The organism is Mesorhizobium sp. M0923 (genome assembly GCF_040319365.1).
GTDB lineage: Bacteria > Pseudomonadota > Alphaproteobacteria > Rhizobiales > Rhizobiaceae > Mesorhizobium.
The window spans coordinates 206507-232079 of sequence record NZ_JAMYNW010000010.1; the positions used below are offsets into that span (position 1 = coordinate 206507).

15 protein-coding genes are annotated in these 25573 nt (G+C 64.1%); 8 read left to right on the plus strand and 7 right to left on the minus strand.

The features are described from left to right. Window positions 1-300 precede the first annotated feature (300 nt). The 7 genes from hutG (at window position 301) to NKH89_RS19180 (ending at window position 16692) form a co-directional block, all read left to right on the plus strand. On the plus strand, window positions 301-1110 hold the full coding sequence (gene hutG, locus NKH89_RS19150) for an N-formylglutamate deformylase (protein WP_352481267.1): 810 nt from the start codon (window positions 301-303) through the stop codon (window positions 1108-1110). Between the two features lie 32 nt (window positions 1111-1142). Then, window positions 1143-2813 (plus strand): urocanate hydratase, encoded by a 1671-nt coding sequence (gene hutU, locus NKH89_RS19155; protein ID WP_352481266.1) that lies wholly within the window; start codon window positions 1143-1145, stop codon window positions 2811-2813. Window positions 2814-2820: 7 nt separating this feature from the next. Further along, window positions 2821-3408, plus strand: coding sequence for a HutD/Ves family protein (locus NKH89_RS19160; protein WP_352791654.1), 588 nt, complete (start codon window positions 2821-2823; stop codon window positions 3406-3408). Between the two features lie 268 nt (window positions 3409-3676). Beyond that, the gene (locus NKH89_RS19165; protein ID WP_352909534.1) at window positions 3677-12247 is read left to right on the plus strand and encodes a glycoside hydrolase family 94 protein; all 8571 of its coding nucleotides are present in this window, start codon (window positions 3677-3679) and stop codon (window positions 12245-12247) included. A gap of 364 nt (window positions 12248-12611) precedes the next feature. Beyond that, entirely contained in the window at window positions 12612-14381 is a 1770-nt protein-coding gene (locus NKH89_RS19170) for a glucan ABC transporter ATP-binding protein/ permease (protein ID WP_352909536.1), read from the plus strand. A 620-nt stretch (window positions 14382-15001) separates the two neighbouring features. Continuing rightward, window positions 15002-15664 carry a glutathione S-transferase family protein gene (locus tag NKH89_RS19175; protein WP_352909538.1) on the plus strand — a complete coding sequence of 221 codons (663 nt, stop codon included), beginning with the start codon at window positions 15002-15004 and terminating at the stop codon, window positions 15662-15664. 263 nt (window positions 15665-15927) lie between these two features. Next, window positions 15928-16692, plus strand: coding sequence for a heme ABC transporter permease (locus NKH89_RS19180; RefSeq protein WP_352909539.1), 765 nt, complete (start codon window positions 15928-15930; stop codon window positions 16690-16692). A 241-nt stretch (window positions 16693-16933) separates the two neighbouring features. Here NKH89_RS19180 and NKH89_RS19185 read toward each other — a convergent pair whose 3' ends face one another. Further along, entirely contained in the window at window positions 16934-17992 is a 1059-nt protein-coding gene (locus NKH89_RS19185) for a D-TA family PLP-dependent enzyme (RefSeq protein ID WP_352909541.1), read from the minus strand. A gap of 145 nt (window positions 17993-18137) precedes the next feature. On the opposite strand from NKH89_RS19185, the gene NKH89_RS19190 reads away from it, so the two are divergent. Continuing rightward, a complete protein-coding gene (locus NKH89_RS19190; RefSeq protein ID WP_023674428.1) occupies window positions 18138-18824 on the plus strand; it encodes a D-lyxose/D-mannose family sugar isomerase in 687 nt (228 codons plus the stop codon). A gap of 751 nt (window positions 18825-19575) precedes the next feature. Here NKH89_RS19190 and NKH89_RS19195 read toward each other — a convergent pair. The 6 genes from NKH89_RS19195 to NKH89_RS19220 are packed head-to-tail and all read right to left on the minus strand — an operon-like array spanning window position 19576 to window position 25529. Then, complete coding sequence (locus tag NKH89_RS19195) at window positions 19576-20442, minus strand: RDD family protein (RefSeq protein ID WP_023717217.1); 867 nt, start codon at window positions 20440-20442, stop codon at window positions 19576-19578. Next, entirely contained in the window at window positions 20429-21460 is a 1032-nt protein-coding gene (locus NKH89_RS19200; RefSeq protein ID WP_352789676.1) for a stage II sporulation protein M, read from the minus strand. Before NKH89_RS19200 ends, NKH89_RS19195 begins: the two co-directional genes overlap by 14 nt. Next, the gene (locus NKH89_RS19205; protein WP_352909543.1) at window positions 21457-22767 is read right to left on the minus strand and encodes a DUF58 domain-containing protein; all 1311 of its coding nucleotides are present in this window, start codon (window positions 22765-22767) and stop codon (window positions 21457-21459) included. The genes NKH89_RS19200 and NKH89_RS19205 overlap by 4 nt, the downstream gene beginning before the upstream one ends. Further along, window positions 22764-23720 carry an AAA family ATPase gene (locus NKH89_RS19210; protein WP_352816007.1) on the minus strand — a complete coding sequence of 319 codons (957 nt, stop codon included), beginning with the start codon at window positions 23718-23720 and terminating at the stop codon, window positions 22764-22766. Before NKH89_RS19210 ends, NKH89_RS19205 begins: the two co-directional genes overlap by 4 nt. Then, window positions 23707-24906: a DUF4350 domain-containing protein gene (locus NKH89_RS19215; RefSeq protein WP_352909545.1), complete on the minus strand. Its 1200-nt coding sequence runs from the start codon at window positions 24904-24906 to the stop codon at window positions 23707-23709. Before NKH89_RS19215 ends, NKH89_RS19210 begins: the two co-directional genes overlap by 14 nt. Further along, window positions 24903-25529: a DUF4129 domain-containing protein gene (locus NKH89_RS19220; RefSeq protein ID WP_352495281.1), complete on the minus strand. Its 627-nt coding sequence runs from the start codon at window positions 25527-25529 to the stop codon at window positions 24903-24905. Before NKH89_RS19220 ends, NKH89_RS19215 begins: the two co-directional genes overlap by 4 nt. Window positions 25530-25573 lie beyond the last annotated feature (44 nt).

Genomic DNA, 25573 nt, shown 5'->3' on the forward strand with positions numbered 1-25573 from the left:
CCATACCCATATTAGTAGCATAGCTGCCGGCACAAAGCAAGAACAAAATACGACACGGCCGGCAAAAAGCGAGGTCGGTGTTCACGGACAATTGCAAGGTCGCGTTCTGCCGCGCCCCCCTCTGCCCTGCCGGGCATCTCCCCCACGAGTGGGGAGATTGGCCGTTACACTGGCTTTCGCCAATCTCCAACGTTGCAGGACTGAGCGAGGCGCCGCAGCTGCCAATCTCCCCCCCTGTGGGGGAGATGCCCGGCAGGGCAGAGGGGGGCGCCGTAGAGCTCCAACGCGCGGAGACTTCTCATGACTTGGCTCACCGTCACCCGAGGCACGGCACCCCTGCTGGTTTCGATCCCGCATACCGGCATCGATCTGGCCGGCCTCGACAACCGACTTATCTCGCCCTGGCTCGGCCGCCGTGACGCCGACTGGTGGATCGACAAGCTTTATGATTTCGCCGAGAGCCTTGGCGCGACGGTGGTGCATACGGCGATCTCGCGCACCGTCATCGACGTCAACCGCGATCCGTCTGGCGTTTCGCTCTATCCCGGCCAGACGACGACTGGGCTCTGCCCGACCGAGACCTTCGACGGCGATCCGCTCTACCGCGAAGGCGAGGAGCCGGGGCCGTCTGAGATCGACGAACGCCGCGAAAAATTCTTCGTGCCCTATCATGCCGCGTTGCAGGCCGAGATCGACAGGCTGCGCGCTTTGCACGGGAAGATCGTCGTCTATGACTGCCACTCGATCCGTTCGGTGCTGCCGCGCCTGTTCGAAGGCAAATTGCCGGTCTTCAATCTCGGCACCAATGACGGCAAGAGCGCCGATCCGGCGTTGCAGGAGAAAGTCACGCAGATTGTCGCAGAAACCGGCGAGAGCTTTGTCGTCAACGGCCGCTTCAAGGGCGGCTGGATCACGCGTCATTTCGGCCAGCCGCAAGCCGGCGTCCACGCGCTGCAGATGGAGCTCTCCAACCGTGGCTATCTGCGCGAGCCCGAAGGCAAGGGCGAACCGGATAACTGGCCGGTGCCTTACGACGCCGAATTCGCAGCGCCGATCCGCGTCACGCTGAGAAAGATCCTGGAAACGGCGATCGCCTGGGCTGAACGCTGACGCACGGCGCACCTCACTCGAAAGGGACAATCATGACCGATCCTCGCCACAATATCCGTGAAGTGCGCAGCCCGCGCGGCAGCGAGCTCAACGCCCGCACCTGGCTGACGGAAGCGCCGTTGCGCATGCTGATGAACAATCTCGATCCGGACGTCGCCGAAAATCCCAACGAACTGGTCGTCTATGGCGGCATCGGCCGGGCGGCGCGCACCTGGAACGATTTCGACCGCATCGTTGCCTCGCTGAAGACGCTTGCCGACGACGAGACACTGCTGGTGCAATCCGGCAAGCCGGTCGGCGTGTTCCGCACCCATGCCGATGCGCCGCGCGTGCTGATCGCCAATTCGAACCTCGTGCCGCACTGGGCGACATGGGAGAAGTTCAACGAGCTCGATAGAAAAGGCCTTATGATGTACGGCCAGATGACGGCCGGCTCATGGATCTACATCGGCACGCAAGGCATCGTGCAGGGCACCTACGAGACCTTCGTCGAGGCAGGCCGTCAGCACTATGGCGGCAATCTCAAAGGCAAATGGATCCTGACCGGCGGCCTCGGCGGCATGGGCGGTGCCCAGCCGCTCGCCGCGGTCATGGCCGGCGCCTGCTGCCTGGCGGTCGAATGCGATCCCGACCGCATCGATTTCCGGCTGCGCACCCGCTATGTCGATGAGCGCGCCGACACCCTCGACGAGGCGCTGGAGAAGATCGAGCGCTGGACCAAAGCCGGTGAGGCGAAATCGGTCGGCCTGGTCGGCAACACCGCCGACATCGTGCCGGAACTGGTGCGGCGCGGCGTACGCCCCGACATCGTCACCGACCAGACCTCGGCGCATGACCCGCTCAACGGCTATCTGCCCAAGGGCTGGTCGCTGGCCGAATGGCGCGAGAAGCGCACCAGCGACCCGAAGGCGGTCGAAAAGGCTGCCCGCGCGTCGATGCGCGAGCATGTCGAGGCGATGGTGGCGTTCTGGAACGCCGGCGTGCCGACGCTCGACTACGGCAACAACATCCGCCAGGTGGCGAAGGAGGAGGGGTTTGAGAATGCCTTTGCCTTCCCGGGTTTCGTGCCGGCTTATATCCGTCCGCTGTTTTGCCGCGGCATCGGCCCGTTCCGCTGGGCAGCACTTTCCGGCGATCCCGAGGATATCTACAGAACCGACGCCAAGGTGCGCGAGCTGACTCCTGGTAACACCCATCTGCACAACTGGCTCGACATGGCGCGTGAGCGCATCGCCTTCCAAGGGTTGCCGGCCCGCATCTGCTGGGTTGGCCTTGGCGACCGCCACCGGCTCGGCCTCGCCTTCAACGAGATGGTCGCCAGCGGCGAACTGAAGGCACCGGTGGTCATCGGCCGCGACCACCTCGATTCCGGCTCGGTCGCCTCGCCGAACCGCGAGACGGAGGCGATGAAGGACGGCTCCGATGCCGTCTCCGACTGGCCGCTGCTCAACGCCTTGCTCAACACCGCGTCCGGTGCCACCTGGGTGTCGCTGCACCATGGCGGCGGCGTCGGCATGGGCTTTTCGCAGCATGCCGGCATGGTTATCGTCGCCGACGGCACGCGTGAGGCGGCCAAGCGCCTTGAGCGGGTTCTGTGGAACGATCCGGCGACGGGCGTCATGCGTCACGCCGACGCCGGCTACGACATCGCGATCGAGTGCGCCAGGGAGAACCAGCTCAACCTGCCCGGCATATTGGGCTGAGCGCGCCTTGCGCATCCTTCGGGCCTCGGAATACCGGTCGATGCCGTGGAAGAACGGCGGCGGCGTGACGACGGAGATTGCCGTCTCGCCGGCAGGTGCTGGGCTCGACGATTTCGACTGGCGCGTCTCGATGGCGCTGGTCGAGGGCGGCGGCCCGTTTTCCGGCTTTCCCGGCGTCGACCGGACTTTGGCCTTGCTGGAAGGCGAGGGCATGGTCCTCGATATCGCCGGCCGGCCGCCGGTCGAAATCACCAAGGCTTCCGCACCGCTTGCCTTTCCGGCCGACGTGCCGACGCAAGCCACGCTGATCGCCGGTCCGATCACCGACCTCAACGTCATGACCCGCCGGACCCGGGCGATCCACCAGGTCGAGCGCCTGTTGATTTCGGCTCCGACGAAAATCCGGTTTGGAGCCGATGAAACACTCATCCTGTCCCTCGACGGCGAGCTTAGGGTGGCCGGCGCCGCGCCCGTGCAACTGGGGCCGCTCGATGCGCTGTTGCTCGGGCCGCAAGCGCCGGAACTGCGCCTTGATCCCGTCCGGCCGGCGATGCTGTTCGTGATCCGCATCGATCGCATTGCCGGCAACGATTAACGCCTGTTTCCAAACATGATCGAGACGCCGGTCAAATATTGCGTAAGCTGGTCCCTGCATCACGAAAAAGCCTGAATCTTCCGCCGATCAGAAGCCGAAACGATGCTCGGAGGCGCTCGCCTGGAAGTTGTCGAAAGACGACACCTTGTCGTGGTGCGGAAACAAACATTCGGCCAAGTGTTGCGATGCAACCAATTGCATTTGGACCGGTTTTAGGGACATTGCCGTGGCGGTGACGCCGCACTGCGTCCCCAACACGGAACCTTAGATGAATATCCAGACCAATCTCGCACAGATCGAAAAGACGAGCGCCAGCTTCCCGGCTGTCACCGACGAGCCGATACGCTCCCATTTCCTGACGGAAGATCGGCTGCGCGCGTTGGGCGCAGCCCTTGCCAATGGCGATGCCAAGGATTTGTTCGGGCTGACGCCTTTCGATTTTCAGGCGCGCATCCGCGACAGCGCCAGGAAGATTCTCGATGTCTACCGTTCCACCAACGCTGCCCAGGCGAGGGGCGAAACGATCACGCCCGCGGCACAGTGGCTGCTCGACAACAACTACCTGGTCGAGGAGACCATTTTCCAGGTCAAGCGCGACCTGCCGCGCCGCTTCTATCGCCAGTTGCCGACGCTGAAACTGTCCGACGGATCCAGCGTGCCGCGCGCGTTGGCGGTCGCATGGACCTATGTCGCGCATTCCGACAGTTCCGTCTCGTCGGCCATGTTCAAGGCGATCGTCGAAGGCTTCCAGTCCGTCGAGCCGCTGAAGATCGGCGAACTATGGGCGCTGCCGTCGCTGCTGCGCTTTGTCCTGATCGAGAATCTTCGCCGGATCGCGGTGCGCGTCAATCGCACGCGGGAGTTGCGCCAGATCGCCAACGAGGTCGCCGACCGTGTGCTGGCGACGGACGACAGCGCCGACCGGCAGACGATACTTTCCGGCTACAGCGCCCATGCGCAGGACACCACCTTCGCAACCCAGTTGCTCTACCGGCTGCGCGACGGCTCGCAAAATGCCGGCAGGGCGCTGGAATGGCTGGAGGGCGAGCTGGAAAGGACGGGCTCCGACGCCGAGGAAATCATCCTCAGCGAGCACCGCACGCTGTCCAGCGGCAATGTGACCACCGGCAACATCATCCGCGGCCTGCGCCTCATCAATGACATCGACTGGACGGTGTGGTTCGAGGGCGTCAGCCGCATCGACACTTTGCTGCGCGAGCGCACCGATTTCGCGGCGCTCGATTTCTTTTCGCGCGACCAATACCGGACTGCGATCGAGGAGCTGGCACGCCGTTCCGATCTTTCCGAATTTCGCGTTGCCGAACGGGCGATTGAACTCGCCGGCCATGCTGCCGATGCGCCGGGCTCCGAAACCGGTCCGATCGCTCACACCGACGTCGGCTTCTTTCTGGTCGGTCCGCGCCGGATGGAACTGGAGCGGTCGATCGGCTACCGGCCTACCATCGGCAAGACGATCAACCGGACGTTCCGCAAGACCGGATGGCTGGGCATCGTCGTGCCGGTGTTTGCGCTGACGGTCCTGCTTCTGGTCGTCTCCGGCAATGCGCTCGCCAATCTCGGCCTGTCAGTGCCGTCGATCGTCCTGATGCTGGCCCTGTTCGCGGTGCCGGCCAGCGAAGGCGCGCTCGCATTCTTCAACACCGTCGTCTCGCTGTTTTTGAAGCCGACGCGTCTCATCGGCTATGATTTCAGGCATGGTGTACCGCCCGAGGCACGGACGCTGGTGGTGGTGCCGTCGCTGATCGGCTCGCGCGACGACGTCGAGGAGAACATCCGCAACATCGAAGTGCATCACCTCGCCAACACGGCGGGCGAGATCCATTTCGCGCTGCTTTCCGACTGGCCGGACTCGAAGACCGAGATCGATACGGCGGATGTCGAAATCCTCGAATTCGCCCGCGCCGAAATCGCCCGACTGAACGCCCGCTATCCCTCGGATGGCGCGCCGCGCTTTTATCTGCTGCATCGGCGCCGGCTCTACAACGCCTCGCAAGGCGTCTGGATGGGCTGGGAGCGCAAGCGCGGCAAGCTGCACGAATTGAACCTCCTGCTGCGCGGCGACAGCGACACCACCTTCCTGCCGTTGGAAATGCCATTGCCGGAGAGCGTCGTCCACGTCATGACGCTGGACGCCGACACCCGCACAACCCGCGACGCCGTCGCCGCGCTGGCCGGCAAGCTTTGCCACCCGCTCAACCGTCCGCATTTCGACGCGGCCCGGCGCGAAGTCACGGCAGGCTATTCTATCCTGCAGCCGCGCATCACCGCGTCGCTGACCAGCGGCGACGAGGCGTCGTTCTTCCAGCGTGTCTTTTCCGCCAATCGCGGGCTCGACCCGTACGTCTTTGCCGTGTCGGACCTCTACCAGGACATCTTCGGCGACGGTTCCTTCACCGGCAAGGGTCTCTACCATGTCGACGCCTTCGAGGCGGCGCTGAAGGGCCGCATCGAGGAAAACACCATCCTCAGCCACGATCTGCTCGAAGGCGCGCTGGCGCGATCGGCCTTGGTCACCGACGTCGAACTGGTCGAGGATTATCCGACCCGCTATTCGGTCGACGCATCGCGCCACCATCGCTGGGCACGCGGCGACTGGCAGCTTCTGGGCTTCATCCTCGGCCCGCGCTCAAACGTGCCGGCGCTGTCGCGTTGGAAGATGGTGGACAATCTGCGCCGCTCGGTGACGCCGATCTTCTGGGTGATGGCCGCGATCGCCGGCTGGACGCTGCTGCCATTCACGCAGGCGGCGCAATGGCAGGCGCTGCTGATCCTCACGCTGTTCATGGCGCCCACTTTCGACATCGTCAACGCCATCCTGCCGAAGAGCGGCGACCAGACGCCGCGCGGCCATTTCTCGGCATTGGCGCGCGACGTTGCCTTCGGTACCGCCTTGGTGGCGCTGAAGATCGTGCTGATGGCGCATCTTGCCTGGATGATGGGCGACGCGATCATCCGCACGCTCTACCGCCTGTTCGTCAGCCGCCAGAACCTGCTCGAATGGCGCACCGCCTCGCAGGCACACAAGGGCGGCGACAACGATCTCGGCTCCTATTACAGCATCATGTACGGCGCGGTGATCATCGGCGTCGTCGGCCTCGCTGTGCCGGTGCTGGCCGATTCCACCGGCGCCTTCGTCGCCTTCTTCTTTGCCTTGTTCTGGATCGGCTCGCCCGCCATCGCCTGCTGGATCAGCCGTTCGGCCGAAACCGAGGATCGCCTGCGCATATCGGCCGCCGATATCCACGCGCTGCGCACCGTGGCGCGGCGAACGTGGCACTATTTCGAGACCTTCGTGACGGCCGAGCATCACCATCTGCCGCCGGACAATTTCCAGGAAAGCCCGGCCCCCGTGGTGGCGCCCCGCACCTCGCCGACCAATATCGGCGTCTACCTGCTGTCCGTGATTTCGGCACGCGATTTCGGCTGGATCAGCCTCTCCGACGCCGTCAACCGCATCGACGCGACCATGTCGACCATCGAGAGCATGCCGCGCGATCGCGGCCATCTCTTCAACTGGTACGACACCACGACGTTGAAGCCGCTCTATCCGCTGTACATTTCTGCCGTCGACAGCGGCAATCTCGCCGGCCATCTGGTGGCCGTGGCCGCTGCCTGCGCCGAATGGGCGGAAGCGCCGTCGGTGCATGTGCAGGGCGACTTCGAAGGCATCCTCGACACCGTCACCATCCTCGACGAAAGCCTTGAGGAGTTGCCCGACGACCGCCGCCAATTGCGGCCCTTGCGCCAGCGGCTCGCCGACCGTCTCGACGGCATGCGGCGGGCGGTGGAATTGATCAAGGCGCAGCCGGAGATGGCGTCGATCCGCACTATCAACCTGGCCGTCCTGGCCGGCGAGATACGCAAGCTCGCGACAGCCATCCACACCGAGGCCGCATCGACCCAGAGCGACACCATCGCCGATTGGGCGGCCAGGCTCGAAGCCACCTGCGAGGCGCATGTCCACGACGCGCACAGCGACGAAAACGCCGTCGCGGCATTGCGGGCTAAGCTTCTGACCTTGCGCGAGCGCACGCGCCGTTTCGCCTTCGAGATGGATTTCTCGTTCCTGATGCGGCCCGAACGCAAGCTCTTGTCGATCGGTTACCGGGTCGAAGAGCATCAGCTCGACGAAAGCTGCTACGACCTTTTGGCCTCCGAAGCGCGGCTGACCAGCCTGTTCGCCATCGCCAAGGGCGATTTGCCGACCGAGCACTGGTTCCGGCTCGGCCGGCCGATCGTCGAGATCGGCTTCCAGGGCGCGCTGATGTCCTGGTCCGGCTCGATGTTCGAGTATCTGATGCCGCCGCTGGTGATGAAGGAGCCGCAAGGCAGCATTCTCAACCAGACCAGCAAGCTCATCATCAAGCGCCAGATCCAGTATGGCCGGTCGAAGAACGTTCCCTGGGGGATTTCGGAAGCGGCCTACAACGCCCGCGACCGCGAACTGACCTATCAGTACACCAATTTCGGCGTGCCCGGGCTCGGGCTGAAGCGCGGCCTTGGCCAAAACACGGTGATCGCGCCCTACGCGACCGTGCTGGCAGCGCAGTTCACGCCGCATGAATCCGTGCAGAACTTGGCCAGGCTGAGGCGGCTGGGCGCACTGGGCCGGCATGGCTTTTACGACGCGGTGGATTTCACGCCGCAACGCGTCCCCGAGGGTACCGACCACGCGGTCGTGCTGAACTACATGGCCCACCACTCGGGCATGTCGATCGCCGCCGTTGCCGATGCGATCTTCGAAGGGCGCCTGCGCGACCGCTTCCACAGCGATCCGGTGATCGAGTCGGCCGAATTGCTCTTGCAGGAAAGGGCGCCGCGCGACATCCCGACGGCGACCGTCAGGACCGAGGCCGACGAGCGCTCCAAGGACGAGACCGAGCTCGAGAGCCCGGATACGCGCATCGTGCTCGATCCGCTCAGGGCGCTGCGCTCGACCAGTGTCATGTCCAACGGCCGCTACTCGGTCATGGCTACCGCCACTGGCTCGGGCTACAGCCGCTGGGGCGAACTTGCCGTCACGCGCTGGCAGCCGGATCCGACCGAGGACCGCCTTGGTTCCTACATTTTCCTGCGCGACGCCAGCAATGGCGACTGGTGGTCGGCCACCGCCGAGCCGAAGCGCGCCGCCGACGAGCGTGTGCAGACGCTGTTTTCCGACGACAAGGCGAGCTTCGTCAAATCGATTGGGTCGCTGCGTTCGGAGGTCGAGTGCATCGTCATCTCGGAAGGCAATGGCGAGGGCCGGCGGGTAACGCTCTACAATGACGGCGCCGCCGACCGGCACATCGAAGTGACTTCGTATGCCGAACTGGTGCTGGGCTCCGAGCCCTCGGACAATGCGCATCCGGCCTTTTCGAAGATGTTCGTGGAAACCGAGATCGCGCCGAACAACGGCGCGATCTTCGCCACCAGGCGCAAGCGCGAAAAGGACGAGCCCGATGTCACCATGGTGCATTTCGTCACCGATCCGTCTGGATCGGCGCGTGATGCCGAGGCGGAAACCGACAGGCGCACCTTCATCGGCCGCGGCCGCACCATCACGGACGCGGCTGCCTTTGATCCCGGCGCCAAGCTTGGCGGCCATTCCGGCTTCACCCTGGATCCGATCGCCTCGCTTCGCCGGCAGGTGCGCGTGCCGGCCAACAAGAAGATTTCGCTGACGTTCTGGACCGTCGTCGGCGCCGATCGCGCCGAATTGGATGCCGCTATCGCACGGCTCGACCATCCCGAAAGCTTCTCCCGCCAGGCGATGCTCGCCTGGACGCGCTCGCAGGTGCAGACCCGTCACCTCGGCCTCAGCCTGTCCGACGCCGCCAATGTGCAGAAGCTGGCGCGCTACCTGATCTATCCCGATCCGTTCCTGCGCCTGCCCGGCGAATCCATCGCCTCCGGGCTCGGCAGGCAGTCCAGCCTGTGGCCGACCAGCATATCCGGCGATTTTCCCATTTTCCTGGTCAGGATCGCCGATGTCGCCGATCTGGAGATCGTCGCCCAGGCGCTTCGCTTCCAGGAATACATGCGCGCCCGCGGCATGATGATCGATTTTGTCGTCGTCAACGAGCAGGCTTCGTCATACGTGCAGGACTTGCAGCGCGCGGTCGAGACGCTGTGCGAAAACAGCCGGTTGCGCGGCAAGGAGCTTGGACCCCGCCAGCACATCTTCGCGGTGCGCCGCGATCTGATGGAGGAAACGACCTACAGGACTTTGCTCGCCGTCGCCCGGGTGGTGCTGCATACGCGTAACGGCACCATCTTCGACCAGATCGAGCGCGCCGAGGCCGCGGCACTGCAGGCGCGAGACGCCGCCCTCCAGCCGGCAGACCTTGCAGCGCTTCGCGAGCCGTCCTTGCCGGTGCCGACGGCGCAAGCGTTTGCCGCCCAGGCACTGGTCGAGGCCCGCGTCGACGGCAGCGGGCTCGACCAATGGAACGGTTTCGGCGGCTTCGACGGCGGCGGACGCCACTACGTCGTGCGTCTTGCCGGCCGGCGCACGACGCCGCAACCGTGGATCAACGTCATCTCCAACCCATCGTTCGGTTTCCACATATCGGCTGAAGGCGCTGCCTTCACCTGGAGCCGCAACAGCCGCGACTATCAGTTGACGCCATGGTCGAACGATCCGGTCACCAACCGGCCGGGCGAGGCTATCTATATCTACGATCATGCCAGTGGCAAAGCGTTCTCGCCGCTGGCTGCCGTGGTGCGTGACCCGACAATGACCTACGAAACCTGGCACGGGCAGGGTTTTTCGACGTTCCGTTCAAAGCGCGGGCCGCTGTCGATGGACCTGACCCATGTCGTCGATCCCGTCGATCCGGTGAAGATATCGCGGCTGCGCATCCAGAATTCGGGTTCGGCGCCGATGCGGCTACGCGTCTACGCCTATGCCGAATGGGTTCTTGGCGGCCATCGTTCGCGCACCGCGGCAAGCATCGTTCCGTCCCGGGATGCCGCGACCGGCGCTCTGCTGGCGCAAAATCCCTATGGGCTCGATTTTGGCGAACGGATCGCCTTTCTGGCCGCCGACGGTGCGGTGCATTCGGTCACCGCCGACCGCGGCGAATTCATCGGCAGGCTGGGCTCCAGCGAGTTTCCGCATGCCGTGCTGAGCGGCGCCGGCCTGTCGGGCCGTGTCGAGGCCGGCGACGATCCCTGCGCGGCCATCGCACGCGACATCGACATCGCTGCCGGTGGCGACGTCACGCTGCTCTGGCTGCTCGGCGACGCGGCCTCGCCCGAGGAGGCCAGCGCGCTGGTGCAGACCCATCGCTCCAGGGATTTCGATCAGCGGCTGGCCGACAACGAGCGCACATGGCGCGGCTTTCTTGACACCATCCAGGTCGAGACGCCGGACAAGGCACTCGACGCCATGGTCAATCACTGGCTGCCCTATCAGAGCCTGGCCTGCCGCATCCGTGCCCGCTCTGCGTTCTATCAGGCAAGCGGTGCCTTCGGCTTCCGCGATCAGCTGCAGGACACCTTGGCCTTGCTGGCGCATGACCCCAAGTTGGCGCGTGACCAGATCCTCAATGCGGCGCGGCGGCAATTTCCCGAAGGCGACGTGCAGCATTGGTGGCTGCCGCGCACAGAGGCAGGCGTTCGCACCATGATCTCGGACGACGTGGTCTGGCTGGCCCACGCCACGGCGCGTTACCTGCTGGTGACGGGCGATACCGCGATCCTGAAGGAGCAATTGCCTTTCATCGAGGGGCAGGCGCTGGGCGAAGGCGAGCACGATGCTTTCTTCATCCCGGAAATCTCGAAGAAGACAGCCTCGCTCTATGACCATTGCGCGCGGGCGCTCGATCTTGCCGTCAAGCGCAGCAGCCCAGCCGGGCTGCCGCTGATCCTCGGCGGCGACTGGAACGACGGCATGAACCGCGTCGGCGAGCACGGCAAGGGCGAGAGCGTGTGGCTGGGCTGGTTCCTGCTGAAGACGCTGGGCGACTTTGCCGCTGTCGCCAAGGCGCAGAGCGATGCCAAGCGCGCGCAGGCCTGGGCAAAGCACGCCGAGATGCTGAAGCGGGCGCTGGAAAGCACCGCCTGGGATGGCGAGTGGTATCGGCGCGGCAGCTTCGACGACGGCACGCCGCTCGGCTCGCGCAAATCGGACGAGTGCAAGATCGACTCGATCGCCCAGTCCTGGAGCGTGCTTTCGGGCGAGGGCGACCCGGCGCGGTCGACGACGGCAATGGGGCAGGCGCTGAAAACGCTCGTCGACGACGAGCTCAAGATCGTCAAGCTGTTCACCCCGCCGTTCTCGAGGACGGAAAAGGACCCGGGCTACATCAAGAGCTATCCGCCGGGGGTCCGTGAAAACGGCGGCCAATACACGCACGCGGCGACATGGTTCGTCATTGCGCTCGCCGAGATGGGTCGCACCGACGATGCCTACCGTTGCCTTTCGATGCTCAATCCGGTCAACCATGCACTCGATGAAGCCGCGGCAGAGCGCTACCGGGTGGAACCCTACGTCGTCGCGGCCGACGTTTATTCCGGGCAGGACAAGGGCGGCCGCGGCGGCTGGACCTGGTATACCGGTTCGGCGGGCTGGCTTTATCGCGCGGCGGTCGAGAGCATTCTCGGCATCGAGCGTCGCGGACAGCGCATTCAATTCACGCCGAGACTTCCCAGCCATTGGGACGGTTATTCGGCGACCCTGAAGATGCTGGGCGCCGAGATCAAGGTACGCGTCGTCCGCGACAAAAAGGCTCGGGCCATCTCACTTGAAGTGAATGGCACGAAGACCAAATCTTCGTCCTTCGAGCCAAAAGCCGGAGACAACGCCGAGGTGATCGTCAGAATACCGGCCTAGATTCAAGGGCTTGGAGCGTCCCTTGCGCTCCCCCAGGGAACGCACGGGCACTCCAAGTGCCTCTACCGGTTATATTTGCGTTTGACCTTGCTGAATGCCTGCACACGACTTTAGACGTCGTGCCCGGGGTCTTGCTGATTAAAATTGTGGCAGTGCTTTCCAGCTGCCATGATTTTGCCGCAACGCTGACATTTCACCTTTTATCTCAAACTGTTAGACGATCACGGCAAATTTCGAAGCGTCGTCATCTTTTGTTCGCGGAATGGGAACGGAAGAGGTAGACGAGCATTGTTTTGCGACGCGTCAACCGATACGAGTCAAAAAATGACGCACTGCACCATAAATAATTGGCGGAGTAGCTGAAGTGTCACTTCTGCAAATCTACTGGCGAGCCCTTGGTTATCTCGCTGCCGACAGGAAACGCGTTGCGTTTATCTGCGGGGCGAATGTCGCGCTTGCCATTATCGCCATTCTCGAGCCGATCATGTTCGGCCGGGTGATCGATGCCATTTCGGACCGCGGCTCGGTATTCTCGACGCTGGCGATGTGGGCCGGCCTCGGCGCGTTCAACATCATCGCCTTCGTGCTGGTGGCGCGCGGCGCCGACCGCTTTGCCCACCAGCGGCGCAGCGAGGTTCTTTGCCAGTCGTTCGAGCGCGTTATCACCATGCCGCTAGCCTGGCATCATCAGCGCGGCACCTCCAATTCCCTGCACACGCTCCTGCGCGCGGTCGAGACCCTGTTCAGCCTCTGGCTCGAATTCATGCGGCAGCATCTGTCGACCGCGGTCGCGCTGGTTCTGCTGGTGCCCACGGCGCTCAGCATGGATATCCGCATGTCGATGGTGCTGCTGGCGCTTGGCGCGCTCTATGTTGGCATCGGACGGCTGGTGATGCGGCGCACCAAGGAAGGCCAGGCGGCCGTCGAGCGGCATTACCACAAGGTGTTTGCGCATGTGACCGACTCGGTCAGCAACGTCGCTGTCCTGCAGAGCTACAACCGCATCGGCCACGAGACCGAGGCGCTCAAGCGCTACGTCAAGAACCTGCTCGATGCACAGAATCCGGTGCTCGACTGGTGGGCGATGGCCAACGCGCTGCACCGGCTGTCGTCGACGATTTCGATGATGGTGGTGCTCTTGATTGGCGCCTATCTGGTGACGCACGGCCAGTTGCGCATCGGCGACGTCATCGCCTTTACCGGCTTTGCCACGCTGCTGATTGCCCGGCTCGACCAGATGTCGGCTTTCGCCAACCAGATTTCCGAGGCACGCGCCAAGCTCGAGGAATTCTATCATCTCGAGGACTCCGCTTCCGATGCCGCCGAGCCCGACGGGCTGCGCGACCTCGTCAACGTCACGGGTCATGTGCGTTTCGAGAATGTCTGCTTCGAGTTCGGCAATTCCGGGCAGGGCGTCGACGACGCGTCGTTCGAGGTCCAGGCCGGCCAGACCGTCGCCATCGTCGGCCCGACGGGCGCCGGCAAGACGACGCTCATCAACCTCCTGCAGCGCGTCTTCACGCCGTCCGGCGGCCGTATCCTGATCGATGGCATCGACACCCGCACGGTGACCCGCAAGTCGCTGCGCCATTCGATCGCCACCGTGTTCCAGGATGCCGGCCTGCTCAACCGCACGATCGAGGACAACATCCGCGTCGGCCGTGCGGAGGCGACCTATGACGAGGTCCATGCCGCTGCCAACGCCGCCGCCGCGCAGGATTTCATCCTGTCGAAGAGCGAAGGCTACGACACGGTCGTCGGCGAACGCGGCGGACAGCTGTCCGGTGGCGAGCGCCAGCGCATCGCGATTGCCCGCGCCGTGCTGAAGGACGCGCCCATCCTGGTTCTCGACGAGGCGACCAGCGCGCTCGACGTCGAGACGGAAGACCGCGTCAAGGACGCCATCGACGAATTGCGGCGCGGCCGCACCACCTTCATCATCGCCCACCGCCTGACCACCGTTCGCGATGCCGATCTGGTCGTGTTCATGGACAAGGGCCGGGTGGTCGAGATGGGCGGGTTCACCGAACTGTCGCTGCGCAACGGCCGCTTCGCCAGCCTGCTGCGTGCTGGCGGCCTGCTCAACGACGAGGAGGTTCGCCGCCTCAGCCATCCGGTGAACGAAGCCGCCTGAGTGGCACGGTTCACCTTCTCCCCTTGTTGTGGGAGAAGGTGTCACCGTAGGCGACGGATGAGGTGCGCTCCAACTCGGCGCACACCTTCATCCAAAATCCAGACTGCGGCGCACCGAGTAGCGCCTTACTCCGTCCAGCATCCCTCATCCGTCTCGGCGCTGCGCGCCAATCCACCTTCTCCCACAGGGGAGAAGGGGAGACCGCGTCACCGCCACGGCTGCAAGCTCTCATCGCGGACCTAGGCGATAATTGTGTCGCAGACGGCGTTCAGATCCCGCAACTCCAGCTTGGCGCAAAATCTTCATCCAAAAATGGAGATGTAGGCGCACTGCAGATCAGGATGTGAATCCGTAAATCGGGATTGACCGGAAGGGCCTCGGTCTGCGTTCAGGGCGCAAGCTCGCAAAAGCGGACAATGTAACAAGGCAGCCCCTACGCGCGGCCTCGCGGAGTTGGCCATCGCGCAGCCTCGCCGAATTGGCCATCGCGCTATCACGACCTCTGATCGGGAGCGGCGCCCAGCAATGAAATAGGTCAAGACCGATGTCGATTTCGGGGAGGCTCATTCGTCTCACGATAGGAAGCCGAAGAAATTCGCCCAGGCAAGGAAACGGATGCGATGACAATCACTATCACAGCATTTGAACGATCGCCCGATGGCGGCAAGGGACTGGCGCGCGATACGCGCGTTCGCTGGGCGCTCGAAGAAGTGGGTCAGCCTTATGAGGTTCGTCTTGTTTCCTTCGCAGGGATGAAGGCGCCTGACCATCTGGCGATCCATCCCTTCGGCCAGATCCCCACCTATGAGGAAGGTTCTCTCTCGCTGTTCGAGACCGGCTCGATCGTCTTTCTTCTTGCCGAGCAGCATGCGGGCCTGCTCCCGAAGGATCGCGATGCCCGCGCACGCGCGATCACGTGGATGTTTGCCGCACTTAACACCGTCGAGCCGCCGATCCTGGAATTAACGACGGCAAGAATATTCGAAAGTGACAAGCCTTGGAGCGAGGAGCGCTTGCCGTTGGTAAAGGACCGTGTTCGCGCTCGGCTGGACAAACTCTCGGCTCACTTAGGCGTCGCCGACTGGCTCGATGATGCGTTCAGCGCGGGCGATCTATTGATGGTATCGGTGCTGCTGCGACTAAGAATGTCAGGCATTTTGGACGAATATCAAAACGTGGCTGCCTATGTTGCGCGCGGGGAAGCACGGCCCGCCTATATCCGGGCTTTCGCCTCGCAATTTGCGATCAACGCCCCATCAACCAACTGCCGACAGCAGGTTTGAAGTCTGCCGCCGAGCGTTTGACCAATGCTCGACGCTTCCAGCTTGACCGCTTTTGGCGTCAACTTCGGCGCGATCAAACGCCCCGATCGGGTTGCTTACCGACTGGCGGCTTTCATATTGCGATGAGTTCTGATTCAGGCTCGACATGAGCCGTCATCCGGCTCGGAGCCACGCGCCGATCCACCTTCTCCCACAAAGGGGAGAAGGAGAGACCGCCGGCGCCGTGGTTGCCGCAACTCCGCCGGCGGTCTATGTAAAGCCGCATGAGCGACACGACTTCACGCCTCTCCGGCTGGATGGACCTTGCCAACCCGACGCGGTTCGTCGGGCTGGTCGACAAGGTCGTGCCGTGGTTGGCGAGCGTGGCCGCCATCATCCTCGCTGTCGGTCTCTATATGAGCTTCACGGCGCCTGAGGATTTCCAGCAAGGCATCACCGTGCGCATCATGTATATCCACGTGCCTTTCGCCTGGCTTGCCATGATGTGCTACACGCTGATGGCGATCTCGGCGTTGGGCACGCTGGTCTGGCGCCATCCGCTGGCCGACGTGGCGCTGAAATCGGCGGCGCCCATCGGTGCCGTCTTCACCGCCCTTGCGCTGATCACCGGTTCAATCTGGGGCAAGCCGATGTGGGGCACCTGGTGGGTGTGGGACGCGCGGCTGACCTCGGTCTTCATCCTGTTCCTGATGTATCTCGGCATCATCGCGCTGACCCGCGCGCTCGACGATGCCGGGCGCGCCGCCTGGGCCGCGGCCATCATAACGCTGGTAGGCTTCATCAACATCCCGATCATCAAATTCTCGGTCGACTGGTGGAACACGCTGCATCAGCCGGCTTCGGTGTTCCGGCTTGGCGGGCCGACCATCGATCCAAGCCTGTTGTGGCCCTTGCTGGTGATGGCACTCGGCTTCACCGTGCTGTTCTTCGCGCTGCATCTGATGGCAATGCGCACCGAGATCCGCCGCCGCCGTGTCATTTCGATGCGCCGCGTCGCGGCAAGGCAAGCTGAACGGCAACCCGGCTGATCTTATCCGTCGAGTTTCTTCCCACCCCCCTCTGTCCTGCCGGACATCTCCCCCGCAAGGGGGGAGATCGGATGTTGCTTCTGCTTTCGCCAATTACCAACGTATCAAAGTGGGTGCGGGCGGCGGAGCTGCCAATCTCCCCCCTTGCGGGGGAGATGTCCGGCAGGACAGAGGGGGTGCTGTCCCTCCGGCGTCCGGAAAATTCTATACATTAAAGCCTCCGCACGCGCTCCGGGCTGGTTCACCCCATACGCCCGCGCGCCTTGACCGGCAGCGTCTCGATCACTTTCTCGCCTTCAATCAGATGCACCTCGTCGAACAGATTGGTGACGACGCAGCAATGGTCGGGCACGACGCGCACGCGCTCGCCGATGCCAAGCTCGGCGCCGCCCGAAAGCGTGACATTGCCGTGCTCTTCGCTGAGGCTGGTCACCCTTGCGCCTGAAATGCCCAGCAGCTCGCCGAAATCGGCGAGCCCCAGCGTGTCGCTGGACAGCGCCTTGCTGCCGGCGTCGAGGATGGCGCGTGTCGGCGTTGGACGGCTGACCACCGTCGACAGCACCGTCAGCGCGCAATCGTCGAGGCTGCCGACGCCTTTGGCGACCTGGTAGCGGTCGAGATAGATGTAGGTGCCAGGCCGGTATTCGGTAACGACGGAATGCTCGCCCGAGCGCCACATGTCGGGCGTGCAGCCGCTGGAGATACGCTCGCAGGCAAGGCCGGATGCGGCAAGTGCTTGCTGCGCATCGGCGAGCCACGCCTCGGTCTCTGCGGCGCGGCCCGCCCCCGGGTAGGTCATCAAGCCGCCGAAGACGAGCCCCCGGACCTTGTCGATCTCGCTCGCCAGCGCGACTGCCTCGCCGGCCGACTGCACACCGCAGCGGCCCATGCCGGTGTCGCATTCGACCAGCACCGGCAGGCGGTGGCCGGGATCGGTAAAGGTGGCGGCAAGTCCCATCAGCGTGTCCATGCTGTCCGTTGTCACCGACAGTGTTACGCGGCCGTGCAGCGCCTTGAGGCGCTCCAGCTTCGCCTGCCCGAGGATATTGTAGGGCAGAAAGATGTCGGTCAGGCCGGCGTCGGCCATGATTTCGGCCTCGCCGATCTTCTGGCAAGTGATGCCGACGGCGCCGGCCGCGATCTGCTTTTTTGCCCAGTAGGGCAGTTTGTGGGTCTTGATGTGCGGCCGGAGTTTCAGCCCGTGCCGGTCGGCATGGGCCTGCGCCCGCGCGATGTTGGCTTCGGCGCGGCCGGCATCGATCAGGATCGCCGGCGTATCGAGGTCGTCTATGCTGCGCATGGTCTCACCATCGGAAAATTGGTTGACCTTATGGCCCTGATCGGACCGCATGTCATGGGGCCAGCGACAGCAGTTTGCATCGACACCGAATTGACGTTCGGCTATTGCGTTAGCGCTCGCAAAGCGACGGGAAGGAACCACGATCATGAAACGCTCCGCCATCAACGACATCATCCGCGACGCCGACGCCTTCATCCGCTCGTTCGGCTACATCATGCCGCCCTTCGCCTACTGGAGCCCCGAAGAGATGAAGGCGCGCCGGCAGGATTCGTCGGCGATCTTCTCCTCCCGGCTCGGCTGGGACATCACCGATTATGGCCAGGAGAAGTTCGACGAGCTCGGCCTGTTCCTGTTCACCGTCCGCAACGGCCGCTACGAGGACATGAAGAAGGGCATGGGCATGCTCTATGCCGAGAAGATCATGATCTCGCGCAAGGACCAGCTGTCGCCGATGCACCGCCACAACATCAAGGCCGAGGACATCATCAACCGTGGTGGCGGCAAGCTGGTGCTAGAGCTGTTCATGCATGATCGCGATGGCGGCATCGATCCGAAGGCCGAAGTATCGGTGCCTGTCGACGGAACCATCCACAGGCTGCCTGCGGGTGGGCTGCTGAAGCTCGACCCAGGCCAGAGCGTGACGCTGCTGCCGGGCGTCTGGCACGCCTTCTGGGCGGAAGGCAAGGACGTGCTGATCGGCGAGGTTTCGACGGTCAACGACGATCTCACCGACAATGTCTTTCGCGAACCAATCGGCCGCTTCGCAGACATCGACGAGGACACAGCACCGCTGCACCTGTTGGTGTCCGACTACGAGAAGTGGGTGGGATAGGGCAGGGTGGCGAGGAACACTTACGCTCGAGAGTGAAGGTCCTCGGCAATCAGCCGCTTCTGTCGCAAGTCGACCCGAGTCGTTGTGCACAGCTGATCCAGCGGCATTTTGACGTGGGCCTCGTCAAGCGGGATTAGCGCGTAGTAATTGCCCTCGCCGGGCTGTGGGATTGGCGCCGGGGCCGACTTGTCATCGTCAGAATCGACTCGTGAGGCGGCAATGATGACGCCTCGGGAATCGTATACCGCGTGAAGCGCTATTGGCATGGCTTGGCTCCTCAGGGAGAACTTATCGCCGCGAATCTTATTTGCATATCGTCTGATACGTTCGTCTGTATTACCTCGGTCTGGCCTGACTCGTCGATGTAGGTATACAGGCTTTCCCAGCGCAAAGTGGCCGTGCGAAGGACGACCGCCGCACGTACCGAGTACCCCCAGTAGGCCTCGCCTGTTCCGAGTTTCCAAAACCACACCATTTGGCTGCCAGCTCGTTGGAAAGTGGATTGAGTGACGAAAGTGGCCAAGGAAGTCTCCTTGCAGCTTGATTTCCGTAGAACCTGGAACTCTCGAGGAGTTTTCTTGCAACATCCGCTTGCGACTTCCAGAGGATAGGGAACACGAGCACCCTCGGACGGATAGGCATTTCAACCCCGCGAGACTGAATTTGCGGGAGAAGATGGCACCGGTCAAGCGTCAATCTTCGGTGGCAATGGGCTGCTGCGCACGCTTTTCGTGCATTTCCACTCCTGAGTCTAACGCTGATGCTTGTCGGCCCTGCGGTTGCCCAGCAGCAGCTTGCGTTCGAGATGCGCCCGCAGCTCTCCGTAATACGCCGTCAGGAACGCGCGTGCGTCATGGGCTTGTGGTGCTGCGCCGATCTTGCGTCCGATCGTTTCGGCCACCGTCCGCAACGCGAAATAGTCGTCGCGGCGCAGCACTTCCTCCAGCTTGTGGAGTTCGGCAATTCCGTACGCGTCGAGCTGGGCGTGGCTGAATCGGAACGCACCAGTGCCTGCATCCTGCCGGGCCGACAGATCTTCCAGCAAGGCGCGCTTCGGTGCCTCGACCACCCAGGTCCCCGCCAACAGGTCGCCGATCCGCATGCGGTCTCGATTGAAGAGCGGGAACAACGCAAACAGCAGCGTCCACACCAGTCCGAACACCGTCGTCAGCGTGTCGGCAAGGTCGGTGCCGCTGCGTCCGACGATGATCGACAGCGGCAGGAACACTTCGATCTCGCGCATCAGGTTGCGGGCGATGACCTGGTCGATCGACAGGCCGTCTCCGCTGCGCGATGCGACCCGGATGCCGACGATCCGCTTGCCGGGCGTAGCCGCGCGCCGGCCCGCTTCGAAGACGATGAAATAGGCGTTGCGCAGAAAGAAGATCAGGATGATCCAGACGACGAAGAGCGGCTGAAAGCCCTCGCTGCCAAGGCCTCCCGCCCCGAACAGTGCGACGATCGTGATCACGATTGCAGCCACCGCGATGAACACGATGTCGAGGAGGAAGGCGGAGGCCCGCGTGCCGGCGTCGGCCAGCCTTATCCGAAGATCGACGCCCTCGGGCGTGATCAGCGGCCGTATAGCCGCGAAGGCGGCGCGCCTACCGATCGCCATGCCGCACCATCCGGAACAGGTAGAAGTAACCGATCCACAGCGCCAGCATGCCACCGCCAATGGCGTAGCGCGTGACGTCGCTGGTGATGGTCTGCCTGCCAATGCCCTCGAGCAGCCCGGCAAACAGCAGCATGACCGAGACCCCGACCATAGCATTCGCGGCGATGCGTCCGGCACGAGCCGCTGCCGCCATGCGTGTCAATTCGCCGGGAAAGGCGATGCTGGTGCCGATGCGCATGCCGGCCGCGCCGGCCAAAGCGATTGCGAACAATTCGGTGGTGCCGTGGATGGCCAGCCAGCCGCCGAGCTCCATGCCAAGTCCCTTGGACCAATAGACTTGGAACAACGCACCGATCATGCAGCCGTTGAACAGCATCAGCAGCACCGTCGGCACGGCGAAGGCAAAGCCAAGGGCGAAGGCCAGGATTGCGACCTGGACGTTGTGCGTGAACAGATAGGCGGCAAAGCCTGAGAGAAAGCCATTGTCGCCATCATAAAGCATGCTGCGCAGCAGTTCGGCCGAGGCATCTGGACCGCGGCCCCCTGCCAGGCTGGACGGGATGATCGCGTCGAACCAGCTCTTGTCGGATGCCACCAGCCAGGCGCCTGCACCAATGCCGATCACCATCAGCGCGACCGAAACCAATGTCTCGCGCCACAGATCGCGAATGGCTTCGGGCCAGTCGTGCAGGAAGAAATCGGCGAGGCGCTGCCGCAGCCCGCGACGTGCGCCGTAGAGATAGAAATAACCGCGCAGCGACAGCGCTTCGAGATAGGCGACCAGCGCGTTGTCGAGCGAGGTCGCCCGCGCCACCGAAAGGGAAGACAGCGCCGATCGATAGAGTAGGGGCAGCGACAGCAGCTCCTCTTCGGAAAGCGTGCGCGGCGCACGCTTCTCGACACGCGCCAGCAGTGCCTCGAATGCTTTCCAGTCGGCCTCGCGCTCGCGGCGAAAGCTGGCCAACGACTGGCGTACCGCGTCGCCACGTACCGCACTGCCGGGTACTGGCGCCGTCACAACAGATCCTCCTGCTTGAACTGCAGATAACGCTCGACCAGCGCGGGACCCAGCCGGTTGTGGTTGGCTTCGATGACATGCGCCCCGAGCAGCCGCAGCCGGCCGATGACGACCTGCCTTTCGCGCAAGAGCCCTCCGGCAACGACCGCGCGGGCAACGTCCTCGCCGGAGCGTGGCGGCATGTCGGCCAGGCCCTCCAGTTCGGTATCCTTCATCAGCATGAACAGCACCAGATGCCGTTCGGTGAGCCGGCCCACGGTGCGCAGCATCAATTCGGCACTGATCGGATCGACGAAATCGGTGAAGATGATGACCAGCGAACGGCGGTCGAGCCGCGCCGCCAGCGTCGTCAGCGCCAAGGTGAAGTTTGTCTCCTCGCTGGAATAGTCGATCTCGGCGGCCCGTTTCTGGATCATCGCAAAGCTGGCGGGGCCGCGTACCGCGCCGCTCGAAACGCGCGGCCTTGCATCGAAGCCGAACAGGCTGACCATGTCGCCGCCCTTCAGCGCGATGAATGCCGAGAGCAGGGCGGCCGTCACCGCCCGATCCACCTTCGGCACACCGTCGACCGGCTCGCACATCAGGCGTCCGCTATCGATGGCCAGCACGATATTGTTGTTCTCCTCGATGCGGAACTCGCGCGCCAAAAGCTTGCCGTGGCGGGCGCTGCGCTTCCAGTCGATCATGCGCCGGCCCATGCCCGGCTGGTAATCCTTGAGCGCGTCGAACTCGCGGCCTTGGCCGGCGCGGCGCTGCGCATGGCCTTCAGCGAGGGTCGCACGCTGCAGCAGCGTGAGCGCCTCGCCGCGGGCGCTGCTGACGTCGGGCAGCACCGCAACCTTGCTTTCCACCGGCAGCATCACCTGGTTCCAGACCAGCCCGAACGGCCCGCGCCAGCGCACCCAGAGACGGTCGAAGCTGGCGACGCCGCGTCGCAGCGCCTGGAAGCGAAGGTCGAGCGACCCGCCTCCGGCCGTCGGCCGCAAAGTCCCACCGCTGCCGTCCACCGGCGCCAGCCGCGCATCGTGGCCGACGCGAGCCTCCGCGGCGCGCGGCCGGCCCGAATGACGGGCTGCAATTTGCACGCTGAACTCGCCGCCGACACCGACCTGCTGCGGCGCATCGATGCTGGCATTCAGCGATGCCCGTCCGCGTCCGGCCGCGGCATCCACCGCCAGGAAGGCAAGCAGCAGGCAACTCCACAGCAATCCCAGATACCAGAATGACGGCAGCGCCAGCGCGACCAGGAAGGCCGGCACCGCGCCGGCCGCTGCTGCCCACACCGCTCGGCCGCTGGGATAGATCAACGTGGTGCTTCCGTCTGGTCGACCAGGTCGGAGACGATCTGCTCGACCAGGCGGCCATCGATCTGGGCGGCAGGCGAAAGGATGACGCGGTGGCGCAGCGCCGGTATCGCCAGCGCCTTGACGTCGTCGGGGATCACATAGGCGCGTCCGTCCAGCGCCGCCCGGGCACGAGCCGCCCGCGCCAGCATGGCGCCCGCGCGCGGGCTGGCCCCCACTTCCAGATCGGCATTTTCGCGCGTAGCCCGAACCAGCGCCGCTATATAGCCGACGACATCGTCGACGAGGGTGACGGAGCCGACGGTTGCAAGTGCCTCCTGCAGCGTCTCGCGGTCCGTCTGCGCCTCGATGCCATATTGCGCGATGTCGTGCGAGGCGGAGCCGCCGCCGTGATGGACGATGATGGCTCGTTCTTCCTCGGGGCCGGGATAGCTGACGCGGTGCTTGAACAGGAAGCGGTCGAGCTGCGCCTCGGGCAGGGGGTAGACGCCCTGGTGCTCGATCGGATTCTGGGTCGCGACGACCATGAAGTTGCGGCCGAGCGAATGCGTGGTGCCGTCGAACGTGACCGCATGTTCCTGCATCGCCTCGAGCAGTGCGGCTTGCGTCTTGGGTGGCGTGCGGTTGATTTCGTCGGCAAGCAGGAGATCGCAGAAGATCGGGCCGCGCGTCAGCGTGAACTGCCCGGTCTGGAAGTTGTAGATGTTCGACCCGACGATGTCGCCGGGCATCAGGTCCGGTGTGAACTGGATCCGCCCGTAGGCGACCCCAAGCGCTTGGGCGAAGCAGCGCGCGGTCATTGTCTTGGCCGTGCCGGGAGGGCCTTCGAGCAGGATATGCCCGCCTGCAAACAAGGCGGTCAGCATCAGGTCGACCGTATCGTGCTGCCCGCTAATCGCCTTGGCCACTTCTTCCCTGATCCGTGTCGCCAGGGCCTTCACATCATCGACGTTCACCGAGCCTCCTTGCTGTCCAGTCGTGCAGCCGCTCAGCTGCCTGTTGCATCTGCGCCAAGTTCTTGGCCTCGCCGGCGGCTTGCGAGCGCATCGTGAAGCCGCCAGCTTGCTCCTTATCGCGAGAGTCGAGCCAGTGGTCGAGCGCTGTGCCTTGCAACCCTTGCGGTGCCCCGAGCAGCGCGCCGGCGCGCACCCGCATCAAGGCCGCATAGCGGCTTCCCAGCTCGTCCAGCCGGCCGGCACGCCGCATGAGCATCGCCGTCGTATCGACCAGCGCACGCTTGCCGAAAGCAATTGCACGCTGGTCGGCACGCGGCGGGCCGAATCGGCCGAGGCCATGCAGGAACGCCAGCGCCGCAGCGACCAGGATCGTCAGTGTCAGCGCCAGGAAGGGCGGCTCGACCAGAAGCTTGGCCAGATCATACTTCCGCCCCGCGCCGTGCAGCGTCAGATCGAACATCACCGGCCCGTCGTCCGGCTGGAGCAAGGCGATCAGCCCGAGCGCCGCTGCCGCCTTGTCGGGATCCTTGAGGGCGGCGTTGTTGATCAGGTCGGGGTCGGTCAGGATATAGAACGGCTTGTTCTCCACTTGCGTCAGGACGGCCTGGCCTTTGCCGGCTGCAATGACCGGGTGTTCGTCCGCTACCCACTGCAATTCGTCCGGGGTGTTGACGAGCTGGCCCTCGATGTCGAGTTGCTTTGGCGTACTCTGGCCAGCACCGATCTTTGCATCGGCGATCCGGCCAAGCCATTCGTTCACCACCGAACCAGGCAATCGCCCGAATTTCATGTTCCAGCCTTCATGCTCCTGCAGCGGCAGGATCTGCCATTTGGGCAGCACGAAGAGCGTGTTCTGGTCCTGACGAAGGTCGAGGATGTGGTCGAGAGCCTCCGGATCGCTGTCGAGCGAAATGGTGACGATCAGCAGCATGTCGGTGCCGAGATCGTCCTCGGTCCGCGCCATGAAGGGCGGTTCGCCGGTCAGCTTCAGCCATTCCGCCAGGCCGGCGTAGCCGACGCCGCTTTTCGACAACGGCGTGGCGCCGCCATTGCCGGGTTGCCGGAAATCGGGAGCATAGGTGGACAGCAGGAAGAAACCGGCTGCCGCAAGCAGGCTGGCGAAAATCCCCCAAAACAGTGTCTTTCGATTGAACGGCTCCTGCGCCTCGACCGCCGGTGCGCTCACGTCCAGGCATCCCGGAAGGCGAAACGTTCATAGGCGCCGCGTGCTTGCCGCCAGCCTTCCGCGCCGACCGGCCGGCGCGCGAACAGCGCCGTCTCGACAATGCGGGCGATCTCGGTAAACGCATGGCGTGCCCTTCCCGGCAGGGAAGGAGCATTGGCGATGTCGCGCGCGGTGAGCGACGGGCGCAGGAAGTCCGGCAGCCGGCTGGCAATATCGGCGACGCTGCGCCGAAGCAGCAAGTGAACCGCCTCGTCATAGTCGCCGCGTGCGGCCAGCGCATCCGCTTCCGACAGCAGGATCTGCGCGGCGCCCGCGTCGGGACGCCAGGTCTCTTCGGCCTCGGCCTCGGGCCGCGCGCGCTGCCACGGCAGGTGCCAGGCGATGCCTTTCACCTCGAGGAAGACCAAAAGCAGGATGATTGCGGCGCCCGATATCACCGCCCCCCAGAACAGATAGATCATGTAGGGACCGAGCGATGACAAAAGATCGAGCAGCGGCTTCAGCCAGTCGGGCGGCTGGGGCGGCACATAGGCCGGCAGGTCGAACTGGATCGACTCATCGGCGATCAGCTGCTTGTGCAGATTGGTCAGCCATTCGGCTTCCGCTGTGCCTGGCTGTGCCACCGTCACCCGCTCCCCTGCAACCTGCAGTTCCCAGCCGACACTGA